Consider the following 24,934-nt stretch of genomic DNA (forward strand, 5'->3'; position numbering starts at 1 on the left):
GAGGCCGCATGACCGTCCTGAAATCAGAGATATCGACGCATTCCGATCGCTTCCGCGACAATCGTGCGGCGTTGCTGGAGGCGATCGGGGTCGCCGAGGCTGCGGCGTCGAAGGCGGCGGAAGGCGGCGGAGCGCAGGCGCGCGAGCGGCATGTGAGCCGCGGCAAGATGCTGCCGCGCGATCGCGTCGCCGGCTTGATCGATCCCGCCACGCCGTTTCTGGAGATCGGCGCGACGGCCGCCCATGGAATGCATAGCGATGAGGCCCCGGGCGCCGGCCTGATCGCCGGCATCGGCCGCGTTTCGGGCCGTGACTGCATGATCGTCTGCAACGATGCCACGGTCAAAGGCGGCACCTACTATCCGATCACGGTGAAGAAGCATCTTCGCGCGCAGGAGATCGCCGCGGAGAACAATCTCCCTTGCATCTATCTCGTCGATTCCGGTGGCGCCAACCTGCCGAACCAGGACGAAGTCTTTCCGGATCGCGATCATTTCGGCCGCATCTTCTACAATCAGGCCAATATGTCGGCCGCCGGCATTCCGCAGATTGCCGTCGTCATGGGCTCCTGCACGGCAGGCGGCGCCTATGTGCCTGCTATGTCCGACGAAACCATCATCGTCGAGAAGCAGGGGACGATCTTTCTCGCCGGTCCGCCGCTCGTCAAGGCGGCGACGGGGGAGGTGGTCTCGGCCGAGGATCTCGGCGGCGGCGATGTCCATACGCGCCTTTCCGGCGTCGCCGATCATCTGGCGCGCGACGATGCCCATGCGCTTGCGCTCGCCCGGCAGGTGGTCGCCAATCTCAATCGCCGCAAGCCTGACGGCGTCGAGTTTCGCACGCCGGAGGCGCCGCTCTACGATCCCGAAGAAATCCTCGGCATCGTTCCTTCCGACCTGCGCACGCCCTATGATGTGCGCGAAGTCATAGCCCGCATGGTGGACGGCTCCCGCCTCGATGAATTCAAGGCGCGCTACGGCACGACGCTGGTCTGCGGCTTCGCCCATATCCACGGCATTCCCGTTGGCATCATCGCCAATAACGGCGTGCTCTTCTCGGAGTCGGCGCTGAAAGGCGCGCATTTCGTCGAACTTTGCTCGCAGCGCAAAATTCCGCTCGTCTTCCTGCAGAACATCACCGGTTTCATGGTTGGCCGGAAATACGAGACTGAGGGTATAGCCAAGAACGGTGCGAAGCTGGTGACGGCCGTTGCGACGACCAAGGTTCCGAAGGTCACCATGTTGATCGGTGGCTCCTTCGGTGCCGGCAATTACGGCATGGCCGGCCGCGCCTATTCGCCGCGCTTCCTCTGGACCTGGCCCAACAGCCGCATCTCGGTCATGGGCGGGGAGCAGGCAGCGGGCGTGCTCGCCACGGTGCGCGGCGAGGCGCTGGCCCGCGCCGGCAAGCCCTGGACGAAGGAGGAGGAGGCCGCCTTCAAGGCGCCGACGCTCAAAATGTTCGAAACCCAGAGCCATCCGCTCTACGCCTCGGCCCGCCTCTGGGACGATGGCATCATCGATCCGCGCAAGAGCCGCGACGTGCTGGCTCTGTCGCTTTCAGCAGCACTCAACGCGCCGATCGAAGACACACGCTTCGGTCTGTTCAGGATGTGAGGAGATGGAAATGAAACGCGATGCCATCAATGCCAAGAATGCGCCGCAGCCGCGCGGCGGCTATGCGCAGGCCGTAAAGCTCGAAAATTTCGAGCGATTGCTGTTTGTCAGCGGCCAGATCCCGATGACGTCGGACGATACGCTGCCTGAGGGGTTCAAGGCGCAGGCTCGGCAAGCCTGGCTGAATGTCGATGCCCAGCTCAAAGCGGCCGGTATGACCAAGGATGATATCGTCAAGGTCACCACCTTTCTCGCCGACCGGCACCACACGATGGAAAACCGCGAGATCCGCGCCGAATATCTAGGCCCGCTCACGCCGGCCATGACGGTCGTGATCGCCGGTATTTTCGACACCGCCTGGCTGCTCGAAGTCGAAGTCATTGCCGCGCAATAGGGTTTGCCGATGTTCTCGAAGATACTGATCGCCAATCGCGGCGAAATCGCCTGCCGGGTCATCCACACCGCAAGGCGCCTGGGTATCCGCACGGTCGCCGTCTATTCCGATGCCGATCGGGATGCCCTGCACGTGGCACTGGCCGACGAGGCCGTTCACATCGGCCCGGCTGCTGCGAGCGACAGCTATCTTTCGAAGCAGAAGATCATTGCGGCGGCTCAGCGCACAGGTGCGGAAGCCATCCATCCCGGCTACGGTTTTCTCTCCGAAAACGCGGACTTTGCCGAAGCTGTCGAGGCCGCAGGCTTGGTCTTCATCGGCCCGCCGCCGGCCTCGATCCGGGCCATGGGGCTCAAGGACGCCGCCAAGGCGCTGATGGAGCGGGCCGGCGTGCCTGTCGTCCCCGGCTATCACGGCGATGGGCAGGAGGCCGGCCTTCTTGCCGAGCAGGCCGATGGCATCGGCTTTCCTGTCCTCATCAAGGCGCGGGCGGGCGGTGGCGGCAAGGGTATGCGCCGGGTCGACCGGCCGGAGGATTTTGCAGCCTCGCTGGAGGCGGCGAAGCGCGAGGCGAAATCCGCTTTCGGCGACGATGCCGTGCTGATCGAGAAATACCTGATCAAGCCACGCCACATCGAGATCCAGGTCTTCGGCGATATCAATGGCAATGCCGTGCATCTCTTCGAGCGCGATTGCTCGCTGCAGCGCCGGCACCAGAAGGTGATCGAGGAGGCACCGGCGCCTGGCATGACGGAAGAGATGCGTAGCGCCATGGGGGAAGCGGCGGTTCGCGCCGCCCGCGCCATCGATTATCGCGGCGCTGGCACGGTCGAATTCATCGTCGATATCTCAGACGGCCTGTCGCCGGATCGCTTCTTCTTCATGGAAATGAACACACGGTTGCAGGTCGAGCATCCTGTCACCGAGGCGATCGCGGGCGTCGATCTTGTCGAGTGGCAATTGCGCGTTGCAAGTGGCGAACCGCTGCCGAAGAGGCAAGATGAACTCACCATAAACGGCTGGGCCCTCGAGGCGCGCATCTATGCGGAAGACCCCTCGCGCGGCTTCCTGCCGGCAACCGGCACCCTCTCGCACTTGCGCTTTCCCGAAGGCGATGTCCGCATCGATGCCGGCGTGCGCGAGGGCGACACCATCACCCCGCACTACGATCCGTTGATTGCCAAGCTGACGGTGCATGCGCCGGATCGAGCGGCCGCCCTTGCCAAGCTCACGCGCGGGTTGGAGCAGACGCAGGTTGCCGAAACCACCACCAATCTCGATTTCCTCATCCGTCTCAGCCGCCAGCCGGATTTTACCGCCGGCCATCCGGACACCGGGCTGATCGACCGGGACATGGAGGCGCTGACCTCGGCGCAACAGCCTGACGATGCAGCGCTTGCCGTTGCCGCGATCGTCGAGGCTGGCGGTTTCGCTCAGCCCGATGAAAGCAATCCCTGGCTTTCGCTTGGTGCATGGCAGCTTTGGGGCGAATTGAGCCGTCCCGTCACGCTGCATTTCGGCGGCGGGCACATACATTGCCGCGTGGCCGCAAAGGGAAGGGCGCTTTTCAGCGTCGCGCTCAAGGATCACGCCATTCCGGTTCGGCTTTTGCCGGCAGAAGACGGGGCTCGTCGCGTCGAGATCGATGGCCGCCAGTCGAGCGTCACCATCTTCGAAGCATCGAATAGCACGACGCTGTTCATGGATGGGCATACGCACCACTTCCATCGTCACGATCCGCTCGATGGCGGAGAAGAGGCGGCGGCCGGCGGCGACAGGCTGATCGCCCCGATGCCCGGCCTCGTCAAGATCGTCCGCGTCCGCGAGGGCGACACGGTGGCAAAGGGGCAGGCGCTGATCGTCATGGAGGCCATGAAGATGGAACTGACGCTGACGGCGATGCGTGATGGCATCGTCGAGAGCTTGAACGTCGGCGAAGGAGACCAGACCAGCGAGAGCGCCGTGCTTCTGGCACTCCGCCCGGAGGATGCGGCATGAGTGGTGAACGCTCCAATCAGGTGACCATCGTCGAGATGGCCCCGCGCGACGGCCTGCAGAACGAAAAGCAGCCGATCGATACCGCACGCAAGATCGAGCTGGTCAATCTGCTCTCCGACTGCGGCTTCACCCGCATCGAAGTCACCAGCTTCGTCAGTCCGAAATGGGTGCCGCAACTTGCCGACGCCGCCGCCGTCATGGCCGGGATAGAACGCAGGCCTGGCGTCCGCTACGCAGCACTGGCGCCCAACATGCAGGGCTTCGAAGCGGCAATTGTGGCCGGTGCCGATGAGGTGGCGATCTTTGCGTCGGCCTCGGAAACATTCTCGCAGCGCAATATCAACTGTTCGATCGCCGAAAGCATCGAGCGCTTCCGGCCGGTGGCTGCTGCAAGCCGCGATCGCGGCGTCCCGTTACGCGGCTATGCCAGTTGCGTCGTCGAATGCCCTTATGAAGGTGCCGTGCTGCCGAAGAATGTCGTTGATGTCGCCTGGCAGCTGCGGGCGCTCGGCTGCTATGAGATCAGTCTCGGTGACACGATCGGCAGGGGCACGCCGGAGGCCGTGGATCGGATGCTTGCAGCGGTTCTGGGCGAACTTCCGGTTTCGGCTCTTGCCGGACATTTTCACGACACGTCCGGCCGGGCGCTCGATAATATCGCCGTTGCCCTCGATCGCGGCTTGCGCGTGTTCGATGCCGCCGCCGGCGGTCTCGGCGGCTGCCCTTTCGCCCCCGGCGCGAAGGGCAATGTCGATACCGTCGCGGTGCACGACTATTTGGCGGCACATGGCTACGACACAGGCCTTGATGAAAAGAAGCTCGCCCGTGCCGCCGCCTTTGCCCGCAGCCTCAGGAGTGCTTCATGACGTCGCAAACAATCCATATCGCAACCGATGAACGCGGCGTTGCCAGCCTTACGCTGGCGCGCCCGGATAAGCACAATGCTCTCTCGGCCGAGATGATCGATGCCTTGACCTCGGCAGTCCGCGATCTTGGCAATGACAAGACGGTCCGTGTCGTCGTGCTCACCGGCGAGGGTGCTAGCTTTTGTGCGGGCGGCGATCTCGGCTGGATGCGCGCGCAGTTCGATGCGACGCGTGCGGGGCGCATGGTCGAGGCGCGCCGGCTTGCCATGCTGTTCAAGGCGCTGAACGAGCTGCCCAAGCCTTTGATTGCCCGTGTCCAGGGCAATGCCTTCGGCGGCGGCATCGGCGTCCTCAGCGTCTGCGACATGGTCATTGCCGCATCGACGGCCCGTTTCGGCCTGACGGAAGTACGCCTCGGCATCATCCCCGCCACGATCAGCCCCTATGTGGTCGCCCGTATCGGCGAGGCGAATGCTCGTCCGCTCTTCCTTTCCGGCAAGATCATCGATGCGTGGCAGGCGCACGCCACCGGCCTGCTGTCCCGCGTCGTTGCCGAGGAGGCGCTAGATGAAGCTGTCGAGGCCGAGATCCGCCATTTCCTTTCGGCATCTCCACAGGCTGCGGCGCGCGCCAAGGCACTGGCCCGCTCGGTCGGCCGGCCGATCACCGATGGCATGATCGACGACGTCGTCGAGCAATTGGCCGATGCATGGGAAACCGAGGAGGCGAAAGAGGGCATCACCGCCTTCTTCGAAAAGCGCCAGCCGAACTGGCGGCGGGCTTAAATCACTCTGTTGTTCGCCACGGTTAATTGCGGAAATTGTGAGCTTCCAACAGAGAGATCGCCGGAGGCGGGCTTGTCCCAGCGAAAGCCCATGATCGCGCCTTTCTCCATCTCCTGAAAGAGATTGCTTGAAATGACGGCAGAGCCCGCGCCATCCGCCACCGATACTATGCAGCCGATGCCGGCATGTCGGACGATATTGCCGGTGGCGACGACATTACGAAGATAAGGTCCCCAGCCGAGTTTCAGGCCGCAGAGCGGCGCGTTCTCGATGACGTTGTCGGAAATCAGCGTATCGGCCTCCGCGGAAATGCCGATGCCGAACCCACCCTCCTGCGCATAGGGGGCTGTTGTCGACAGGTTGCGGATGACATTGCCGGTGACGCTTGCGAGCCGGCCGCCCTTGTCGAAATTGGTGACGGCAATGCCGTTCGTGGCGACATCGATCAGGTTGTTGTTGATGACGGCGCCTTCGAATTCGAATTCGCAGTAGATCGCCGTCTCGCCGGAGTGCAGGCACTGGTTGCCCGAGATCTGCACATTCGATGCCGAATTCGCGCGGATCGCGGTGAAGGCGCAATCGGTGATGCGGTTGCCGGACACCTGCACGCCGTCGGCGCGGAAGACATTGATGCCGTTGCCGTTCTGGCCGGTGCCGCCGCCATTTGCGCGGATGCGGGCTATGCGGTTGTCGGTGACGCTGCTGCCGTCCTCCGCCTTATCCCAGCGATGGATGAGGACGCCGCCATTGCCGCAATCCTCGATGCTGTTGCCTGTCACCTGCAATCCGGTGGATTGGACGGAGTAGATGCCGGCCTCGGCTGCACCGGAAATGCGGCTGCGTTCGATCCGGCCGCCGCAGCGCTCCAGTTGCAGCGCGTGCTTGCGGCTGCCGGCGATCTCGCAATTGTCGATCCGTACATCACCGACGCCTGCAAATTGCAGGAGGGCTCCGGCATAGTCGGCCAGCCAGCGATTGCCGCCGTCGAGAACGAGCCCGGAAAGCTCGATGCGCTTGGCCTTGTCGGCATTCATCAGATAGCCGTCGCCGCCATAGATCAAGCGTGTGGCGCCGGGTACGCCGGTAATCCGAGCATTGTCCGGAAGCGTCAGGTTGGACACGGTGTAATTGCCGGGTGGCAGGAAGAGCGGCACGTTGCTGCGCGCGGCATTGTCGATCAACGCCTGCAGCTTGCCGCTTTTCATATCGCTGGTGCCTGGAGTCGCCTTGTAGGCGATGGCATCGATCGAGCCACGCAAGTCTGCCCCGCTAGTTCTGGCAAGCGGCGCAGCGAAGATGCCGGGCGCAAACAGGCCGGCGGTGGCCGAAGCAGCCAGAGAAGCGAGGAAGGCACGGCGCTGGATCATTGCAGGCTCCTGAAACGCTGTGCGTGAAGCAGAAATCGTGCCAGTCAAATTTGTCTCGTTTTGGCACGCCTGGGATATCAAGCCACTGTTCGCAGGCATTTGGCGCTGCCGGACGAGCGATAGGTTCCATCCTTCCTTGACCAATCCGGCGCGGATGGCGATCGCAGTTCAGTCGGTTGGTGCTAGGGGCGACTCACCACCTATGCTAGTTCTGCCGCATGCGGATCGCGACTTTTCAACGTCTGGCACTTTTCGATGCCGTCGAGCAGACGGCCGAGGTCTTGGCGCACGATCTGGCCTGGGCCGAAGCGCAGGGCGTCGATCTCGCCCTTTTTCCCGAATGTTACCTGCAGGGGCATAGCTATAACAAGGCCACAGCCAAGAGCCGCGCGCTTTCTCTCGACGATATCAGGTTGAACGCCCTTGTCGGCCGCTTCGCCTCCGGGAAGACGACTGCGATCGTCGGTTTTTTCGAAAAGAGGGGCGATGCGCTCTACAATAGTGCCATGGTCGCCAAGGCAGGCCGGATAGTCGGGGTCTATGCCAAGGCCCATCCGCTTGAAAAGGGCTGTACGCCCGGGAAGGATTTTCCTGTCTGGGAGGAAGGGCATTGGCGCTTCGGCATCAATATCTGCGCCGATCTGAGATATCCCTATACCTCAAGGCGTCTCGCCCGAAAGGGCGCCGGCCTCATCTGCAATCCCATCAATCTGATGCTCAGGCCCCACAAGGTGGAGAGGTGGCACAAGCCAGGCATATCGAGCCTGCAGATATGCGCCAGGCACACGGGATGCTGGGTGATGGCATCGGATGTGGTCGGCAGCAACGACGACGGCTGGGTGAGCTATGGCAGCAGCGCCATCGTCGATCCGAACGGTGTCGTTGTGGCGAAAGCCAAACCCTATAGCGAGGATGTGCTCGTCTTCGATCTGCCTGATAGACAACCCGAACGCGGATTCGCTCAAAAAGCGGATCGCATCGCTACATAATCGTGCAAATAGCGCTATCCTCCTAAGTCATGAGACCTGACCAGCTGCTTTATCCCGCGCCTGAAGGATTGTTCTGCCCGATCGGCGGCTTCTACATCGATCCGGTGCGGCCGGTCGAGCGGGCGCTCGTCACCCATGGTCATTCCGACCACGCCCGCTCCGGCCACTCCCATGTGCTCGCCACGCGCCAGACGCTCGACATCATGCGCATCCGCTACGGCGACGGTTTCACTGGGTCCGAACAGGCGGCTGCCTTCGGTGAGGAAGTGACGATCAACGGCGTCAAGGTGCAGTTCCACCCTGCGGGCCATGTGCTGGGCTCGGCGCAGATCGCCGTGGAAAAGGATGGGCTGCGCATCGTCGTTTCCGGCGATTACAAGCGCCGGCCGGACCCGACCTGTGAACCTTATGTGCCAGTTCCCTGCGACGTGTTCATCACCGAGGCCACCTTCGGCTTGCCGGTGTTTCATCATCCCGATCCCATGGCCGAGACGCAGAAATTTCTGGCGTCGCTGCGCCAATTCCCGGAGCGGACTCACCTGGTCGGCGCCTATGCGCTCGGCAAGGCCCAGCGTGTCATCCGTCTGCTGCGCGATGCCGGCTATGACGCGCCGATCTATATTCATGGCGCGCTGCAAACCCTATGCGACTACTATGTCAGTCAGGACATCGCGCTCGGCGAGTTGCTTCCGGCAACGATCGAAAGCCGGGATCAATCGATCTTCCACGGCGCGGTCGTCGTCGGCCCGCCCTCCGCATTCCAGGACCGCTGGGCGAGACGTTTTCACGATCCGCTGCCGGCCTTTGCGTCGGGCTGGATGATAGTGCGCCAGCGCGCCAAGCAGCTTGGCGTCGAGTTGCCGCTGGTCATATCGGACCATTGCGACTGGCCCGAGCTGACCGAGACGATCTCCGATCTGAAGCCGGGCGAGGTCTGGGTCACCCATGGCCGCGAGGAGGCACTGGTGCGCTGGTGCGAGCTGCAGGGCATCGCCGCCAAGCCGCTGCATCTCATCGGCTATGAAGACGAGGGCGATTGATGAAAGCCTTTGCCGACCTTCTCGACCGCCTGGTGCTGACGCCGAGCCGCAACGGCAAGCTGAAGCTGCTGACCGACTATTTTCGCGATACGCCCGATCCCGATCGCGGCTATGGTCTGGCCGCCATCGCCGGTACGCTCGAGGTACGCAACGTCAAGCCCGCCATGCTGCGAGAACTTGTTCTCGAGCGCATGGACGAGGTGCTGTTCCGTTATTCCTATGATTATGTCGGCGATCTTGCCGAAACGATCTCGCTGGTTTGGGACAAGGAAAGCGACATTGAGCGCCCTGCCGGCGAACAGCCAAAGCTCGGTGAGGTCGTGCGCCGCATGAATGCGCTCGGGCGGACCGAGGTGCGCAGCTTCGTCCGCGACCTGCTGGACCGGCTGGATACGTCGGGCCGCTTCGCCTTCCTGAAGCTTGCGACCGGTGCGCTGCGCATCGGCGTCTCGGCTCGGCTTGCCAAACAGGCGCTGGCCGAGCTCGGCGGCAAGGATGTGACCGAGATCGAAACGCTGTGGCACGGCCTGCAGCCGCCCTATGAAAGCCTGTTCCACTGGCTGGAGGGCAAGGGCGAGCGGCCGATCTTGGCGACGCCGGCGATCTTCCATTCCGTCATGCTCGCCAATCCCGTCGAACCCGGCGATCTCGATGGGCTCGACCCAACCGATTTTGCCGCCGAATGGAAGTGGGATGGCATCCGTGTCCAGCTTTCGCGCTCCGGCGCCACAAGCAAGCTCTATTCCCGTTCGGGCGACGATATCTGCGGCGCCTTTCCCGACATCGTCGATGCGATGAGCTTCGAGGGCGTCATGGATGGCGAGCTGCTGATCGGCGGCACGGTCCGCTCCAACAGCCCGACGCGCAGCTTTTCCGATCTGCAGCAGCGCCTCAACCGCAAGACCGTGACGTCAAAGATGCTGGAGGAATTCCCGGCTTTCATCCGCGCCTATGATCTTCTGTTCGATGGTGCGAAGGATGTGCGCGCTCGCGGCTTCCTCGATCGGCGCGCGCGGCTGACGGAGATTGTCGAGGCAGCACCCCATGACCGCTTCGACCTCTCGCCTCTCGTCGATTTCACCTCTTGGGAGGAGCTGGACCGACTGCGATCCTCGCCGCCCGATCCGGTGATCGAGGGGGTGATGATCAAGCGCAGAGACAGCGCCTATCTTGCCGGTCGGGCCAAGGGACCATGGTTCAAGTGGAAGCGCGATCCCTACAATGTCGATGCCGTGCTGATGTATGCGCAGCGCGGTCACGGCAAGCGATCCAGCTACTATTCCGATTTCACCTTTGGCGTCTGGGCGACGACGCCGGAGGGTGAGCAGCTCGTGCCAGTCGGTAAGGCCTATTTCGGCTTCACCGATGCCGAGCTGGAGGTGCTCGACAAGTTCGTGCGCAACAACACGGTCGATCGTTTCGGCCCAGTGAGGGCCGTGCGCGCCGATCGCGATTTCGGCTTTGTGCTGGAAGTAGCCTTCGAGGGCATCAACCGCTCCACCCGCCATAAATCCGGCGTGGCCATGCGCTTTCCCCGCATCGCGCGGCTTCGAGCCGACAAGCCGCCTTACGAGGCCGATCGACTGGAAAGTTTAATCGCGCTGATTGACGCGAAGGCTCCCACTGTTGATGAATAAGGTAGGGCGAATCCTCACCACAATGTGAGTTGGCCTTGCCTTGCAACCTGTGCAGACTCAAGCTGCGCCGGGATATCTGGACTGAGCCTATGACCACGTCTGACGACAGCACTTTCCGTCCTAATCGCCGCGGCGTCCTTGTCGGCCTTGCTGCGGCGCTTTTCGCGCCGAACAGCGTTAGATCAGCCGATGATAGCACGGCTGGGAGCAAGCCCGCCGATAGCAAGAACGCCGTGGCGGAGGAAAAGGCCGAGGATGCGCCGCCACTGCTGTCGGGCAACTACAGCAAGGAGCGCCGTCTGTTTCGGACAGACCTGCTGAGCAAGGGGCCGGCTCCCGACATTTACGAGCCGCTCGCGACACCACCCACCGCCGATCAGCTTTTCTATCGCAGCGGCCTTGGCGGTGAACTGGAACTCGTCGCCTGGGTCTCTAAACATACGCGCGAACGCACGCTGAAACCGGCCGTCATCTTCCTGCATGGCGGCAACGCCATCGGCCAGGGACATTGGCAGCTGATGAAGCCCTATGTCGAAGCAGGCTATGTTGTCATGATCCCCTCGATGAGGGGCGAAAACGGTCAGAAGGGCAATTTCTCCGGTTTTTATGATGAGGTTGCCGATGTTCTGGCGGCATCCAATCGGCTGAGGCACCTGCCCGGCGTCGACCCGCAGCGCATGTTTCTGGCAGGACATAGCATCGGCGGTACGCTGGCCATGCTGACCGCCATGTCGACCAAGCGGTTCCGTGCAGCCGCGCCGATATCTGGCAATCCGGACGCCTATGCCTTCTTCCGCCGCTATCCGCAGGATATCCGTTTCAACACCAGGAACCCGCGCGAATTCCAGATGCGCTCGCCGCTGTGCTATGCGCACAGCTTCCGATGCCCGATAAAGCTGTTTCACGGCACCGAGGAGGCTCATTTCGAATCGCGCATGGCCCTGCTCGCCAAACGGGCGACAGCTGCTGGCGTGAAGATGGATATGGCGACGGTGCCGGGCAGCCATAATTCGGCCCTGCCGGGCGAGATCGAGGAGAGCATCCGGTTTTTCCAGAGCGTGGCGGTCTAGCCGGGCGTCAGACTGGCGGCTACGGCCATCCTCTGTCTCGCAAGGTCTAATGCCACGACGGAAAGCATGCGTTTGGCCAATCAGAGCAATATCTTCGCCATCGACGCCAGCTTCGCTCCAGCCGCGCCGGTCATCATGTCGCCGACCCGACATGTGTTCCAACTGGTTTCCGATGATGGCCGATCTGCTGCCCGCTTCCCGTCACCTTCTTGCTGCTGCCGCTTTGGCGACCTTGTCCGCCTGCAGCATCATCCCCGATACCGGTGCGACCGATCCGGATCGGTTCGTGCAGGAAACCTCGCCGATCTTCTATCGGCCGGAAGGTATCGACCCGCAAAGGGTGCAGCGTCTGCCGGTGCAGCCCGTGCCGAAATCGCGCGATCTCTTCCGCACGCAGTTCCATCAGACCTATGGCTTGCCGACCTTCAATCCGGTGCACCAGGCGATGTATGCGCAGAAGAGCGAAGACGACTTCACGCTGCCGGCCATCCCCTACAAGCGCATCGATCCGCGCTTCCTGCGCCAGGAAGTGGATTACAAGACCAACGAACGGCCGGGCACCATCATCGTCGATACCAGGGAGCACTTTCTCTATTACGTCGAGCCGGGCGGCAAGGCCATGCGCTACGGCGTCGGTCTCGGCGCGGCCGGCTATGCCTGGCATGGCAGGGGCGTGATTCAATGGAAGCAGAAATGGCCGCGCTGGACGCCGCCGGCGGAAATGGTCGCCCGCGAACCGCAGATGAAGCCATTGTCCGCCGAACGCGGTGGCATGAATCCGGGGCCGACCAATCCGCTCGGCGCCCGCGCGCTCTACATCTTTCAAAACGGCAGGGATACGCTTTATCGCGTCCACGGCACGCCGGATTGGCAGTCGATCGGCAGGGCGGCGTCGTCCGGCTGCGTGCGTATGCTCAATCAGGACGTGATTGATCTGTACAACCGAGTGCCCGCGAGGACGGAAATCGTCGTTTTGTAGGGGCATTCCATCACAAATTTTCGTGATGTTGCATAAGTGCGATAGCCGGGTCCAACTGCGCTCTTTAATTTTACCTCTGTCTCTGCAAACCTTTCGGGGAGCCGAATCAGCTTATGCGTTGCGGGTTCTCGCTTCCTCTTCAACAGGAACTATGCTGTCGACATGAGCTTTCCTTCATCTCTATCCCGACGAAATTTCCTCGCCTTTGCCGGCATTGGCGCCGTCTCGACGCTTGCCGGCTGTGCCTCCACGGTCGACAACGGTACCGTTGTCAGCCCGGTGCAATATACCGGCTCGCCCAGACCCTTCCGGACCTGGTTTTCCAGCTATGATGGCGAGCAGCCGGATCCGGCCGTAATCTACGCGGCGCTCGACGATGGCGGCTTCCATGTTCCGCCGGTTCCCTATCAGCAGATCGACCAGCGCTTCTATCGTCAGCGCGTCGTCGATCCCACGGGTGAGGCGCCGGGTACGGTGGTGGTCAACACGACGCAGCGCATGCTCTACGTTACCGAGCAAGGCGGCACGGCCATGCGTTACGGCATCGGCGTCGGTCGCGAGGGCTTTGCCTGGCAGGGCCGTGGCGTTATCCAATGGCGCAAGAAGTGGCCGCGCTGGAACCCGCCGGATGAAATGGTCGCCCGCCAGCCGGAGCTCGTCAAGTTCTCCATCGCCAATGGCGGCATGGATCCGGGCCTGAAGAACCCGCTTGGCGCCCGCGCTCTCTACATTTTCGAGGATAAGCAGGATTCGCTTTACCGTCTGCACGGCAATCCGGACTGGCGTTCCATCGGCAAGGCCGTTTCTTCCGGCTGCGTCCGCCTGCTGAACCAGGATGTTATCGATCTCTATGATCGCGTGCCCGAACGTGCGCCGATTCTGGTGACGTCGTAGGAGCGCATCACCGAGAAGTAGCAGGGCGCCCGGACGTGGCGCCCTTTTATTTTTGCTGACCGCGTCTACGCGCCGAGCAGGGCGCTCAGGCTTGGTTTCACTCGGCGGCCAGATTGGCCTTCAACCGCTGCAACTGGTTGCGCAAATGGGCTATCTCGATCATGTCGCAGCCGGTGGCTTGGCCGATGGCATCCATAATGCTGCCGACCTGGCATTGCATGCCGGTCCCCTTTTCCGTCAACGAAACGATCACCTGACGCTCGTCCCTCGGGTCGCGTGCACGGCCGATCAGACCTGCCTGCTCCAATCGCTTCAAAAGAGGCGATAGCGTCCCTGAGTCGAGATCCAGCTTTTCGCCGATAATCTTGACCGAAAGACTGCCCTTTTCCCACAGCACGAGCATCACGAGATATTGCGGATAGGTGAGGCCGACGCGATCGAGGATTGGTTTGTAGGCGCGGTTGAAAGCATGTGCGGCGCTGTAAACGGCAAAGCAAAGCTGCCTTTCAAGCCGCGTTTCCTCATCCGGGATCATGGTGCGCCCATCTGCCTTGTCCGTCATTGCTGCTCCGCCATTTTCTTGTTGGCGCCATTGTCACAAATTCACTTTGCAAAATCAAATTGCAAAAAATACATATTGCGCGCGATTAAATCGTGTTATATATAATTGCCATCCAAACCGAAGGAGACATGACATGCCTATTCTCTATACGACCAAAGCTTCCGCCACCGGTGGCCGCGCCGGCCATGCAGTTTCCGAAAATGGCGTTCTTGACGTTACGCTGACCGTGCCGAAGGAACTCGGCGGCGACGGCGCCACCGGCACCAATCCGGAACAGCTCTTTGCCGCCGGCTATTCCGCCTGCTTCCTGGGCGCTTTGAAATTTGTCGCGGGCCAGCAGAAGGTCAAGATTCCGGAAGACGCCAAAGTCACGGCGACGGTCGGTATCGGCCCGCGCGCAGACGGCACCGGCTTCGGCATCGAAGTGTCCCTGGCTGTTCACATCCCCGGTCTGGACAAGGCCGAGGCTGAAAAGCTCGCCGCCGCCGCACATATCGTGTGCCCCTACAGCCACGCCATGCGCACCTCGACCGAAGTGGCATTCACGGTTGTCTGAGACGAAATGAACGGCCGGTAAAGTTAAGGCCGGATATATTGAAAAGGAGCGGCAGGTTTCATCGGTCGCTCCTTTTCTTTTGCAAGAAAAATGCTATATCTTTTCTTGGGAAAGGAAATAGTCATGATAAATGCCCAGACAATTGATCGGGCAAAGCCCGGCGAAGCGCTCGTCATCACCAAGGCTGTCGTCAATGCCGCCGAACGGTTGGGGTTGAATGCCCGCATCCTCGCGGCCGTCATCGGTGTATCCGAGGCAACCATTTCGCGCATGAAGCGGCAGGATCATCTGCTCGAGCGCGAAAGTAAGCCGTTCGAGCTGGCTGTGCTTCTCGTTCGTCTTTTCCGTTCGCTCGATGCCATCGTCGGCGGTGATGAGGCTGTGGCGCGCCAATGGCTGCGCAACGGCAATATCGCCTTCGGCGCAGCACCCATCGACAAAATCACCTCGATTTCCGGTTTGACCGATGTCATTGCCTATCTGGACGCCCGCCGCGCTCTCATCTGAGGCGAGGGCCATTTCCGGCTGCTACTGGCGGCTAGTCGAATCGCAGCATCAGGTTTCGACGCTGAAGCTCGTGGATACGCTGGAGGAACAGGCTCTCCTCGAAAGCATTCTGGAGGAAAGCAAGCCGGTCCTGCCGCCGGAATGCGTCGGGCTCGACTATCTGCTGGCGACGCCCTTTCGTTATGGGGCGATTTATCCGCACGGTTCGCGTTTCCGTCGCGCCGGCCGAACGCTCGGCGTCTTCTATGCCTCCGAGCAGGTGGAAACGGCCCTCGCCGAAATGAGCTTCTATCGGCTGCTTTTTTTCCACGATTCTCCCGATACGCCTCTCCCCGCCAATGCGGCGGAATACACTGCCTTCACAGCGGCGATCACCACGAAGGCGGCGATCGATCTGACTGCGCCTCCCTTGGATCGCGACCGGCAGCACTGGGCGGATCCCGTCAGCTATGAGGCCTGCCAGTCGCTTGCGGAGGCGGCGCGGACCGGCGGCATCGAGGCCATTCTCTATCGCTCCGTGCGCGATCCTCAGGGTGGCAGGAATATCGCGCTGCTCACGGCCAAGGCTTTCTCGGCGCGGGAACCTGTGGAGCGCCAGACATGGCGTATCCGGCTTTCGCGCGTGGGTGTGCAGGCGCTATGCGAGTTCCCCCGGCGGCGGATCGGTTTCGAACGGCAGGATTTCGACGGTGATCCCCGGCTCTCGGAGCCGCAATTCAGAGCAGAGTAGCAAGATCGCTGCGCAGGCGATTGCCATCGCCGTCGGGCAGCCGTTCCTCAAGCGCTGCATGTGTCGTCTTCCAGACCGGCACGGCGGCGGCGAGCGCTGCCTTTCCCGATGGCGTGAGGCTGAGCAGGCGCGCGCGCCGATCGTTCGGATTGGGCATGATGCTGACCCATCCCCGCCGTTCCAGCGGCTTCAACGCCGCCGTCAGCGTCGTCTGGTCTATTGCCAGGAGTGCGGTGACCGACCCCATGGATGCCGGCGCCTGCCTGTTCAGCGACATCATCAGGGAGAACTGGCCGTTGGTAAGCCCGAACGGCCGCAGCGCCTCATCGAAGCGGCGGGCCAAGGCGCGTGCCGCTCGCTGCACATGCAGACAAAGGCAGGTGTCGCGCACTAATAGCGTGGTTTCAAAGGGGATTTCGACCGCGTTTGACATGATTCATTAATATTGATATCAATATATTTGTCAAGATTTGGGAATGAAAACGCCGGAGGAGGGCGCGGACAATGAACCAGGTCGTTTCCAGGGAGGTGTGGCTGGAGGCCCGCCGCCAACTGCTCGCCAGCGAGAAAGAGGCAACGCATCTTCGCGATCGCGTCAATGCGGAACGCTTGGCCTTGCCCTGGGTAAAGGTCGATAAAGACTATGTTTTCGACACGCCGGACGGCAAGAAGAGGCTCGCTGATCTCTTCGATGGCCGCAGCCAGCTGATCATTTATCATTTCATGCTCGGCCCCGATTGGGATGCCGGATGCACCGGCTGCTCCTTCCTTGCCGATCACTTCGATGGGGCGCTTCCGCACCTCAACCATCATGATGTTACCCTGGTTGCCGTTTCCCGCGCGCCGCTGGAAAAGGTGGAGGCCTACAAGAAGCGCATGGGCTGGTGTTTCCCTTGGGTGTCCTCCTTCGCCAACGACTTCAATTTCGACTATCATGTCTCCTTCTCGAAGGAGCAGCTTGCCGGCGAAAAGGTTTTCTACAACTTTACACCGATGGATGCAGCCGAGGGATTTGACGAGCTTCCGGGTCTCAGCGCCTTCTACAAGGATGAGGCCGGCAATGTCTTCCATACCTATTCGAGCTATGCCCGCGGGCCTGAGGAGTTGATCGGCACGCTGATGATCCTCGATCGAGCCCCCAAGGGACGCAACGAAAGCAGCACGATGAATTTTGTTCGTCGTCATGACGAATATGAGGATGCGCCCCAGGCAGATTCCTGCTGCCATTGATGTATAATGGGCGGCCTGGTGCAAGTTGTAGGAAGCGGGGGTCGAAACAACGCTCTTGCCGCCTAGATAGTACCTAGCGCGTGTTTGCCGAAGACGGACGGATCAATCGATCGACCATCGTTTGGCCGTCACTTTCATGGGTCATGATGCGCCTGCGCCGATAGCCGGCTCGGGACGAGACGGACAGTGCAACTATCACAATGGGGAGAGATACGATGGCTGAGAAGGGATATTTTGTCTGGTACGAGCTGATGACGTCAGACATGAAGGCGGCCGAAGCTTTCTATACCAAGGTCGTGGGCTGGGATGCGGCGGATGCCGGCATGCCTGATGTCGGCATGGACTATACGCTGTTCAGTGCCGGCGCAGGCCCCGTTGCCGGATTGATGATACTGCCGGAAGAGGCGAAGGCCATGGGCACGCCGCCCTGCTGGACCGGCTATATCGGTGTTCCCAATGTCGACGAAGCGACCAAGACCGTCGCCGGCAAAGGCGGCAAGATCTATCGTGAACCGACGGACATTCCGGGCGTCGGCCGGTTCTCCGTCGTCACCGATCCCTATGGCGCTGCCTTCTGCCTCTTCACGCCGCTGCCGGGTCAGAATTGGGAGCCGGCGGCTCCTGCCACTCCCGGCTATTTCGGCTGGCACGAACTCTACGCCGGCGACGGCCCGAAGGCCTTCGACTTCTATTGCGAGATGTTCGGCTGGGAATCGAGTTCCGATTTCGACATGGGGCCGATGGGCACGTACAAGATCTTCAAGATCGGCGACCGCGACTTCGGCGGCATCATGACCAAGCCGGCGGAAATGCCGGTGCCGGCCTGGAATTTCTACATCAATGTCCCCGCGATCGATGCGGCGATCGCCCGTATCACCGAGGGCGGCGGCAAGATCGTCAACGGCCCGATGGAGGTCCCCGGCGGCAGCTGGATCGTCCAGGCCACCGATCCCCAGGGTGCGTTCTTCTCGCTGGTCGCGCCGGTGCGTTAAAATGGCACCTCCCCCTTGAGGGGGGAGGTCGCCGCAAAGCGGCGGGTGGGGGTGACATTCGGACCTGCAGAAGTTGCCGCGGATCACCCCACCCCGGAGCTTCGCTCCGACCCTCCCCCTCAAGGGGAGGGTAATCTTCTACCGCTTCAGGCTGCCGAGAATGCCTCGGACCAGCGCACGGCCGACCTGTGTGGCGACCGTGCGCGCGACGCTCTTCAACGCAGCTTCCATGATCGTCTCGCGCTGATAGCCGGAGCGGCGGCCGGAGGATTTGTTGCTGTCGCCGCCAAAGCCCGGCAGCGTCCAGCCGTCACCCGCGCTTTCATTCTGCGGCGCGGCCGCCTTGCGCGCGCGCTCCGTCAGGATCTCGTAGGCCGATTCGCGATCGATCGTCTCGTCATAGATGCCGGCGACGGGGCTGGCATGGATGATCGCCCGGCGCTCGACATCGGTCACCGGACCGATGCGGCCCGATGGCGGTCGGATCAGCGTGCGCTCGACGACCGATGGTGCGCCCTTGCCTTCGAGCATCGAAACCAGCGCCTCGCCGGTGCCGAGCGTCGTGATGACGGTGGCGCAATCGAAAGTGGAGTTGGGCCGGAAGGTCGAGGCCGCCGTCTGCACCGCCTTCTGCTCGCGCGGCGTATAGGCGCGCAAGGCATGCTGCACGCGGTTGCCGAGCTGCGCCAACACCGTTTCCGGTACATCGAGCGGGTTCTGGGTGACGAAATAGACGCCGACGCCCTTGGAGCGGATCAGACGCACCACCTGTTCGACACGCTCGACCAGCACCTTCGGCGCATCGTTGAAGAGCAAATGCGCTTCATCGAAGAAGAAGACCAGCCTCGGCTTCTCCGGATCGCCGACCTCGGGCAGTTCTTCGAACAGTTCGGACAGCAGCCACAGCAGGAAGGTGGCATAGAGGCGCGGGTTCATCATCAGCTTGTCGGCTGCAAGCACCGAAACCTGCCCGTAGCCGTCATTGCCGACCCGCATGATGTCGGAAATCTTCAGAGCCGGCTCGCCGAAGAAGTTTTCGGCACCCTGCTGCTCCAGGACAAGCATCGCACGCTGGATCGAGCCGACGGAGGATTTCGAGATCAGGCCGTATTTGCTGGAAAGCTCGCTGGCATTGTCGCCCATATAGTTCAGCAGCGCCTGCAGATCCTTGAGGTCGAGCAGCGCCAGACCGTTTTCGTCGGCGATCTTGAAGGCGATGTTGAGCACGCCTTCCTGCGCCTCCGAGGCGTCCATCAGCCGTGCCAGCAGCAGCGGCCCCATCTCGGCGATGGTGGTGCGCACGCGATGGCCCTTTTCGCCGTAAAGATCCCAGAAGATGACCGGAAACTGATCGAATTCATAGGGCGACAGGCCGATTTCCTCGGCGCGCTTGAGCAGGAAATCCTTGGCCTCGCCCTTGACGGCGATGCCGGAGAGATCGCCCTTGATGTCGGCGCAGAAGACAGGCACGCCAGCCTTGGAAAATCCTTCCGCCAGCACCTGCAAGGTCACCGTCTTGCCGGTGCCTGTGGCGCCAGTGACGAGGCCGTGGCGGTTGCCGAATTTCAGCGTCAGGAACTCGTCCTTGTTGATGCTTTCATCCGGATTGCGGCTCGCGCCGACGAAAATCTGTCCATCCTGCTGCGGCATGGTGTCGTCTCCCTTTGGGCGGCGGCACAGCAGCTTTTGCAAGCTGCCAGGGCCATTCATCGATTTGTCCTGACACTGTTATAAGAACTCGCATGAAGAGGGACAACCATTCGCGTTGGGTTCCGCTTCTGGTAGAATGGCGGCCTCCGGCGCGGCTTGTGTCGGTTGCCGCATTCAGTTACGTTGACGTTAACGTCGTAAAGGCAGGAGGCCACAGTGAACGAAGTTATTGACCAGATCGCGACCAAAGCCGGCATCGCTCCCGACCTCGCGGAGAAGGCCGTCGGCATGATTCTCAGCTTCCTGCAGCGCGAGGCTCCGGATGGCCCCGTGACCAAGATGATTGAAGCCTTTCCCGGCGCAACCGATCTGGTCGCGCAATATGGCGGCGATCAGGGTTCGGGCGGCGGCCTTCTCGGCGGTCTGTTGAACGCGGTCGGCGCCGGCGGCGGCATCATGGGCCTCGGCCAGCAGCTGATGAGCACCGGCCTCGGCATGGGCGACATTACCTCGCTTGCAAAGGAAACGGTCGCGACCGCCCGCCAATATGCCGGCAACGAAGTCGTCGACGAAGTCGTGAATTCCGTTCCAGGCTTGAGCCAGTTCATCTAATCGGTATTACCGCCGATAGTAAAAAGCCCCGCGGTGATGCCGTGGGGCTTTTTGTTGGTATGAAGGACCGGCGCTCATAGACACCGGCCCGTTTCAACCTCAAACCCTCCTGCCGCTCGACGCCCCTTCGATCTGATGCCATTTGCGGCCGTCGCGTTCGATGAGCTCGTCGGCGCAGGCAGGGCCGGTGCTGCCGGGGGCGTAAGGGTCGGGCTTGCCGCCTTCGGCCCAGAGATCGAGGAAAGGCTGCACGGCCGCCCAGCCCGCCTCGATGCCGTCAGCGCGCTGGAAGAGCGTCTGGTCGCCAACGAAGAGTTCGTAGAACAGGCTTTCATAGCCGGTCTGCTTGCCGATGTCGAAGCTGTCGGCATAGCGGAAGTCGAGCGAAACGGGCGCGGTTTTCAGTACCATGCCCGGCGACTTGATCGAGATTTCCATGTCCAGGCCCTCGTCGGGCTGCACCTGGATGATCAGCCTGTTGGGCGGCAGGTCCGGGCTCGAGCCCTGGCGGGGGAACTGCGCGAAAGGCACCTGCCGGAAGGTGATGACCACTTCCGTATCGCGTGCCTTCATCGCCTTGCCGGTGCGCAGATAGAAGGGCACGCCGGCCCAGCGCCACGTATCGACGAAGAGCTTCAGCGCGACGAAGGTTTCCGTATCGCTGTCGGGCGCGACGTCGGCAGTCTGCGTATAAGCATGCAGATCCCTGCCATTTAGCGGGCCGGCCATATAGGCGCCGCGTACCCCGTTCTTGGCAGCTTCCTCCTGCGAATAATGCCGCAGTGCCTTTAGAACCTTGGCTTTTTCGTTGCGGATCGATTCCGCGTCGAAGCTGTTCGGCGGCTCCATGGCCACCATCGCGAGGAGCTGGAAGAGATGATTCGGCACCATGTCGCGCAAGGCGCCGGTCGCGTCGTAGAATTTGCCGCGGAGGCCAACATCCACGAGTTCGGCCGCCGTGATCTGGACATGGTCGATATAGTTGTTGTTCCAGAGCGCCTCGATCATCATGTTCGCAAAGCGCGTCGTCATGATGTTCTGGACGGTTTCCTTGCCGAGGAAGTGATCGATGCGATAAATCTGGCTTTCATCGGCATGATTGAGCAGTCGCGCGTTCAACGCCTGCGCCGAGGCAAGATCGCGGCCGAAGGGCTTTTCGATCGCGATGCGGCGGAAGGCGCCCGTTGTTTCATCCGTCAGGCCATTCTCCGACAGCTTTTCGGCGATATCTCCGAAGAAACTTGGCGGTACGGCGAAATAGAAGGCCGCGTTGGCGCTTTGTGCATGCGAAAGGTAATTCGCGATTTCCCTATAGACGGCGTTCTGGGTGAAGTCGCCCGAGATGTAGCTGACGCGCTTCCGCAGGCTTTGCCATGCGTCTCTCCGCTCCGGATCGTCGATGTCGCCGGACGTTTTCAAAAACGCGTCCAGACGCTCCAGCAGCATGTCGACACCGCCAGTCTCGATGCCGACGCCAAGGATATGCAGATCCTCCCCCACAAGCCCGCTGCGAGTCATGTTGATCAGAGTCGGAATAAGAAGACGGCGGGTGAGATCGCCCGTGGCGCCGAAGATCACGAAAGTCAGTGGCGGGGCGGGTGCGACGTCGGGGGTGGTCATGAGCGCTTCTCCTTGCGACGGCCATAAAGGGGGCTTCTGGACGACATCGACTATCTCCTCGGAGCTATTGCTGTTTCAGCTTTGGCTGCTTGTGTTCTAGCGCGGGCCGACGCCGGTTGTCGATGGGATCGACGCACCGCCGTCGGCAGACTTTGGCGAGGGACTGGCTGCCTATTTTTTCACGGCAACCAGGAAGAGGCGAGGGAAGCGCAGCAGCACCTTGCCGTCGACAAGCGGCGGATAGGCTTTCTCGATATGTTCCAGATATTCGGCCGCGAAAGCGTCGCGATGGTCAGCGCCGGCATGGTCGAGATAGGGACGCAAGCCCGTACCCTTCACCCATTCGACGATGGCAGCCGCATTCTCAAGCGCATGATTGTAATTGGTATGCCAGATATCCAGTCGGGCCGACTTGCCGATCAGCCTGTTGTAATAGGCCGACGGTGCGGGAAGGGGATTGCGGCGCACGCTCTTCTTGGCAAAGGCCTCGCTCCACGGGCCGTTCTTGCCGGTTTCCTCCATCATCAGATGGCTTGGCTCGGTCAGATTGTCGGGCATCTGCACGGCAAGCACGCCGCCGGGCTTCAGCCCATCCATCAGACGGTCGAGAATATCGAGATGGTTCGGCAGCCACTGAAAGACGGCATTGGCAAAGAGGAGGTCGACGGGCTCATCGGGACGCCAGCTTGCGAGATCGGCCTTGGCGAAGGCCGTGCCCGGCATGCGCTTGCGCGCGGCTTCCAGCATGTTGTCGTCGCTATCGAGGCCGGAGACGCCGGCCGTGCCGTATCGCTCGACGATCAGTTCCGTCGAATTGCCGGGGCCGCAACCAAGGTCGATCGCACGCTCCACGCGCTCCAGCGGCACCTGCGCCAGCAGATCGCGTGCGGGGCGCGTGCGTTCATCCTCGAATTTCACATATTGGCCGGCAGACCATGCCATGAGCCTATCCTCTTCCTAGATTGCATATTCCAACGGTTGAATCCGGACCTTGTCGATATTTCGGCCATTGAGTTTGACCACTTCGAAGGCGAGTCGGCCAGAGTTGAAGCGCTCGCCCTCGTGCGGCAAGTGACCGAGACCCCACAGGATGAAGCCGGCGAGCGTCGAATAGCGATCGCTCTCGTCGACGAGGTCGATGCCGACCAGTTTCGAGAGGTGACGAATGTCGATCCATCCGTCGACGGTCAGCGATCCGTCCTCGCCCTTGTCGATCGTCAGCCGCTCGTCCTCCTCGCCGGGGAATTCGCCGGCGATGGCCTCAAAGAGATCCGTCGTCGTCACCAGTCCTTCGATTTCGCCATATTCGTCGAGGACCAGCGCCATGGCCTGATTCTGGTGGCGCAGCCGCTCCATCAGCTTGAGCACGCTGATGCTCTCATGCACGGCGAGCGGCTGGCGGATGGAGCGCTCCAGATCGATCTCGCCCTTTTCCATCAGGTCGCGCAGGACGTCGCGTGCGCTGGCGATGCCGATGAAATTGTCGAGGCTGCCGCGGACGACCGGGAAGCGCGAATGGCCGATCTCGATGACACGGCGTTGCTGCTCCTCGCGCGGCTTGTCGAGGTCGAGCCAGACGATATCCGTGCGCGGCGTCATGATCGAGCGCGCCGAGCGGTCGGCAAGCGTCAGCACGCCATGGATCATGTCCTTCTCCTCGGTGGAGAACACCTCTTCGCTGACGGTCTGCTCGGCCGTCTTTTCCGCTGTCTCGCCGAGCGCAGCCTGCGGCCGCTTGGCGCCGAGAAGGCCGAGCACGGCATCGGCGGTGCGATTGCGGATATTGCTTGGCGTAATCAGCCGCTCCTTGTTGCGGCGGGCAAGCTGGTTCAGCGTCTCGATGATGATCGAGAAGCCGATGGCGGCATAGAGATAGCCCTTCGGCACATGGAAGCCGAAGCCTTCGACGACGAGCGAGAAACCGATCATCATCAGGAAGCCGAGGCAGAGGATGACCACGGTCGGATGTTTCGAAACGAAGGCCATCAGCGGCTTCGACAGGAACAGCATGACGCCGACCGCGAAGATCACGGCAACCATCATGATGGAGAGCTCCTGCACCATGCCCACGGCCGTGATGACACTGTCGAGCGAGAAGATCGCGTCGAGCACGACGATCTGCACGATCACCTGCCAGAAGACGGCGTGAACGAGCTTCTTTTCGCCCTGCGCCTCATGCCCTTCCAGCCGTTCATGCAGCTCCATCGTGCCCTTGAACAACAGGAACAGGCCGCCGAAAATCAGGATGAGGTCGCGGCCGGACAGGCCAAAGCCCCAGACGGAGAGCAGCGGCGCCGTCAGCGTCACCACCCAGGCGATCGAGGCGAGGAGTGCCAGGCGGATGATGAGGGCCAGCGCCAGGCCGATCATGCGTGCGGCATCGCGCTGGTGCGGCGGCAGCTTGTCGGCCAGAATCGCGATGAAAACGAGATTGTCGATACCGAGAACAATCTCGAGAACGATCAGGGTAGCAAGACCGATCCAGGCGGAAGGGTCGGATATCCAGTCGAAGATCATCAATGTGCAAGTTTGGCGCCGGCCGGGATGGGCCTGCCAATTCTTTCCTTCTGTTTGTCGAGTGAGATGCCGCGCGCCAATGCCACCGCGCGGCCTGTACAGCCGTCGCTATCCGGATCGTTATTTGTCGGGCCGGCTTTCCTGGAGCAGGAACTATAAGGCTCGCTGTCGGGCATGGGCGGCAATCTGGACACGAAATGACATTTTCGCAAGGGCATCGAATGAACGAGTCTATCCGGATTGCATGACAGTTTTTCAAAAATATCTCATCGTCGCCCGGTTGAACCGGGCGAAGTGGGTCAATCTTGAGGTTTGGTGCTCCT

24 protein-coding genes are annotated in these 24,934 nt (G+C 61.7%); 17 read left to right on the top strand and 7 right to left on the bottom strand.

The annotated features are described in order from the left end of the window. The first annotated feature begins 8 nt into the window (after positions 1 to 8). The 5 genes from RHSP_RS19450 to RHSP_RS19470 are packed head-to-tail and all read left to right on the top strand — an operon-like array spanning position 9 to position 5,659. Positions 9 to 1,616, top strand: coding sequence for a carboxyl transferase domain-containing protein (locus RHSP_RS19450; RefSeq protein ID WP_037153076.1), 1,608 nt, complete (start codon positions 9 to 11; stop codon positions 1,614 to 1,616). A 10-nt stretch (positions 1,617 to 1,626) separates the two neighbouring features. Beyond that, complete coding sequence (locus RHSP_RS19455) at positions 1,627 to 2,010, top strand: RidA family protein (protein ID WP_037153079.1); 384 nt, start codon at positions 1,627 to 1,629, stop codon at positions 2,008 to 2,010. 9 nt (positions 2,011 to 2,019) lie between these two features. Next, complete coding sequence (locus RHSP_RS19460; RefSeq protein WP_004121420.1) at positions 2,020 to 4,008, top strand: acetyl/propionyl/methylcrotonyl-CoA carboxylase subunit alpha; 1,989 nt, start codon at positions 2,020 to 2,022, stop codon at positions 4,006 to 4,008. Then, on the top strand, positions 4,005 to 4,874 hold the full coding sequence (locus RHSP_RS19465) for a hydroxymethylglutaryl-CoA lyase (protein WP_004121422.1): 870 nt from the start codon (positions 4,005 to 4,007) through the stop codon (positions 4,872 to 4,874). The genes RHSP_RS19460 and RHSP_RS19465 overlap by 4 nt, the downstream gene beginning before the upstream one ends. Continuing rightward, entirely contained in the window at positions 4,871 to 5,659 is a 789-nt protein-coding gene (locus tag RHSP_RS19470) for a crotonase/enoyl-CoA hydratase family protein (protein ID WP_004121424.1), read from the top strand. The genes RHSP_RS19465 and RHSP_RS19470 overlap by 4 nt, the downstream gene beginning before the upstream one ends. On the opposite strand, the gene RHSP_RS19475 is transcribed toward RHSP_RS19470, so the two are convergent. Next, positions 5,656 to 7,026, bottom strand: a complete 1,371-nt coding sequence (locus tag RHSP_RS19475; RefSeq protein WP_004121428.1) for a TIGR03808 family TAT-translocated repetitive protein — start codon at positions 7,024 to 7,026, stop codon at positions 5,656 to 5,658. The genes RHSP_RS19470 and RHSP_RS19475 overlap by 4 nt on opposite strands. Positions 7,027 to 7,244: 218 nt before the next feature. On the opposite strand from RHSP_RS19475, the gene RHSP_RS19480 reads away from it, so the two are divergent. From RHSP_RS19480 to RHSP_RS19505, 6 genes are all read left to right on the top strand, one after another. Then, positions 7,245 to 8,015, top strand: coding sequence for a carbon-nitrogen hydrolase family protein (locus RHSP_RS19480; RefSeq protein WP_037153083.1), 771 nt, complete (start codon positions 7,245 to 7,247; stop codon positions 8,013 to 8,015). Between the two features lie 29 nt (positions 8,016 to 8,044). Beyond that, on the top strand, positions 8,045 to 9,055 hold the full coding sequence (locus tag RHSP_RS19485; RefSeq protein ID WP_004121433.1) for a ligase-associated DNA damage response exonuclease: 1,011 nt from the start codon (positions 8,045 to 8,047) through the stop codon (positions 9,053 to 9,055). Continuing rightward, positions 9,055 to 10,692: a cisplatin damage response ATP-dependent DNA ligase gene (locus RHSP_RS19490; RefSeq protein WP_004121438.1), complete on the top strand. Its 1,638-nt coding sequence runs from the start codon at positions 9,055 to 9,057 to the stop codon at positions 10,690 to 10,692. Before RHSP_RS19485 ends, RHSP_RS19490 begins: the two co-directional genes overlap by 1 nt. Positions 10,693 to 10,781: 89 nt before the next feature. After that, on the top strand, positions 10,782 to 11,762 hold the full coding sequence (locus RHSP_RS19495; RefSeq protein WP_037153087.1) for an alpha/beta hydrolase family protein: 981 nt from the start codon (positions 10,782 to 10,784) through the stop codon (positions 11,760 to 11,762). 172 nt (positions 11,763 to 11,934) lie between these two features. Further along, positions 11,935 to 12,741: a L,D-transpeptidase gene (locus RHSP_RS19500; protein WP_081615339.1), complete on the top strand. Its 807-nt coding sequence runs from the start codon at positions 11,935 to 11,937 to the stop codon at positions 12,739 to 12,741. A gap of 162 nt (positions 12,742 to 12,903) precedes the next feature. Beyond that, on the top strand, positions 12,904 to 13,635 hold the full coding sequence (locus tag RHSP_RS19505; protein WP_004121455.1) for a L,D-transpeptidase: 732 nt from the start codon (positions 12,904 to 12,906) through the stop codon (positions 13,633 to 13,635). A 97-nt stretch (positions 13,636 to 13,732) separates the two neighbouring features. Here the strand turns inward: RHSP_RS19505 and RHSP_RS19510 are convergent, their stop codons facing one another. Next, on the bottom strand, positions 13,733 to 14,197 hold the full coding sequence (locus RHSP_RS19510) for a MarR family winged helix-turn-helix transcriptional regulator (RefSeq protein WP_004121458.1): 465 nt from the start codon (positions 14,195 to 14,197) through the stop codon (positions 13,733 to 13,735). 133 nt (positions 14,198 to 14,330) lie between these two features. On the opposite strand from RHSP_RS19510, the gene RHSP_RS19515 reads away from it, so the two are divergent. From RHSP_RS19515 to RHSP_RS19525, 3 genes are all read left to right on the top strand, one after another. Then, entirely contained in the window at positions 14,331 to 14,753 is a 423-nt protein-coding gene (locus RHSP_RS19515; protein WP_004121460.1) for an organic hydroperoxide resistance protein, read from the top strand. Positions 14,754 to 14,876: 123 nt separating this feature from the next. Continuing rightward, positions 14,877 to 15,260 (top strand): MbcA/ParS/Xre antitoxin family protein, encoded by a 384-nt coding sequence (locus tag RHSP_RS19520; protein WP_004121464.1) that lies wholly within the window; start codon positions 14,877 to 14,879, stop codon positions 15,258 to 15,260. Then, a complete protein-coding gene (locus tag RHSP_RS19525; protein ID WP_037153090.1) occupies positions 15,220 to 15,990 on the top strand; it encodes an RES family NAD+ phosphorylase in 771 nt (256 codons plus the stop codon). Before RHSP_RS19520 ends, RHSP_RS19525 begins: the two co-directional genes overlap by 41 nt. Here the strand turns inward: RHSP_RS19525 and RHSP_RS19530 are convergent. Further along, complete coding sequence (locus RHSP_RS19530) at positions 15,977 to 16,423, bottom strand: MarR family winged helix-turn-helix transcriptional regulator (protein ID WP_004121469.1); 447 nt, start codon at positions 16,421 to 16,423, stop codon at positions 15,977 to 15,979. The genes RHSP_RS19525 and RHSP_RS19530 overlap by 14 nt on opposite strands. Before the next feature lie 71 nt (positions 16,424 to 16,494). Here RHSP_RS19530 and RHSP_RS19535 point away from each other — a divergent pair, with 71 nt between their 5' ends. Beyond that, a complete protein-coding gene (locus tag RHSP_RS19535) occupies positions 16,495 to 17,220 on the top strand; it encodes a DUF899 domain-containing protein (RefSeq protein WP_004121472.1) in 726 nt (241 codons plus the stop codon). Between the two features lie 215 nt (positions 17,221 to 17,435). Beyond that, positions 17,436 to 18,212: a VOC family protein gene (locus RHSP_RS19540; protein WP_004121473.1), complete on the top strand. Its 777-nt coding sequence runs from the start codon at positions 17,436 to 17,438 to the stop codon at positions 18,210 to 18,212. A gap of 138 nt (positions 18,213 to 18,350) precedes the next feature. Here the strand turns inward: RHSP_RS19540 and RHSP_RS19545 are convergent, their stop codons facing one another. After that, positions 18,351 to 19,862, bottom strand: coding sequence for a helicase HerA-like C-terminal domain-containing protein (locus tag RHSP_RS19545; protein ID WP_037153093.1), 1,512 nt, complete (start codon positions 19,860 to 19,862; stop codon positions 18,351 to 18,353). A 216-nt stretch (positions 19,863 to 20,078) separates the two neighbouring features. Between RHSP_RS19545 and RHSP_RS19550 the strand changes: the two genes are divergently transcribed. Continuing rightward, the gene (locus RHSP_RS19550) at positions 20,079 to 20,474 is read left to right on the top strand and encodes a hypothetical protein (protein ID WP_004121477.1); all 396 of its coding nucleotides are present in this window, start codon (positions 20,079 to 20,081) and stop codon (positions 20,472 to 20,474) included. Between the two features lie 99 nt (positions 20,475 to 20,573). On the opposite strand, the gene zwf is transcribed toward RHSP_RS19550, so the two are convergent. From zwf to RHSP_RS19565, 3 genes are all read right to left on the bottom strand, one after another. Continuing rightward, complete coding sequence (gene zwf, locus RHSP_RS19555) at positions 20,574 to 22,094, bottom strand: glucose-6-phosphate dehydrogenase (RefSeq protein WP_004121479.1); 1,521 nt, start codon at positions 22,092 to 22,094, stop codon at positions 20,574 to 20,576. Between the two features lie 171 nt (positions 22,095 to 22,265). Next, on the bottom strand, positions 22,266 to 23,036 hold the full coding sequence (gene tam, locus RHSP_RS19560) for a trans-aconitate 2-methyltransferase (RefSeq protein WP_037153096.1): 771 nt from the start codon (positions 23,034 to 23,036) through the stop codon (positions 22,266 to 22,268). Positions 23,037 to 23,051: 15 nt separating this feature from the next. After that, on the bottom strand, positions 23,052 to 24,611 hold the full coding sequence (locus RHSP_RS19565; RefSeq protein ID WP_037153098.1) for a TerC family protein: 1,560 nt from the start codon (positions 24,609 to 24,611) through the stop codon (positions 23,052 to 23,054). Positions 24,612 to 24,934 lie beyond the last annotated feature (323 nt).

Source organism: Rhizobium freirei PRF 81 (genome assembly GCF_000359745.1).
GTDB lineage: Bacteria > Pseudomonadota > Alphaproteobacteria > Rhizobiales > Rhizobiaceae > Rhizobium > Rhizobium freirei.